Source organism: Bradyrhizobium sp. Kon69, from assembly GCF_055807515.1.
Genome location: NZ_JBVVOS010000330.1, coordinates 1 through 276, shown reverse-complemented (window position 1 = coordinate 276; position 276 = coordinate 1). Strand labels below are relative to the sequence as shown.

At 65.6% G+C, this 276-nt stretch carries 1 protein-coding gene; it reads left to right on the top strand.

The features are described 5' to 3' along the window. A partial coding sequence (locus AC0L3U_RS39360; protein ID WP_473365115.1) for a hypothetical protein occupies positions 1 to 276 on the top strand: 276 nt, incomplete at both ends.

Below are 276 nucleotides of genomic sequence, written 5' to 3'. Positions count from 1 at the left end.
CGGCCCTTGTGCTTAACCAGCAACTGGGCGACCTGGCCGCTATCAGCCTGCCCGCCAATGGCAGCGTTGAGGAACTGGAGCGACTTTTCGCCGCCGCCACCGATCCGGCGCGCCTGCTGACCGCCCTGCCCGGAGCCCGCGCACAGCCGCAGTCCTCACTCAAGGCTGCGTTGCCCGGCTGGCTGCAACGCGCTTCGCCCGCCGATCAGTTTACTTACCATCAATACGTACTCGAACAGGCCATCATCAAGCGCGAAGCCCTGGGCGATCCGCAAC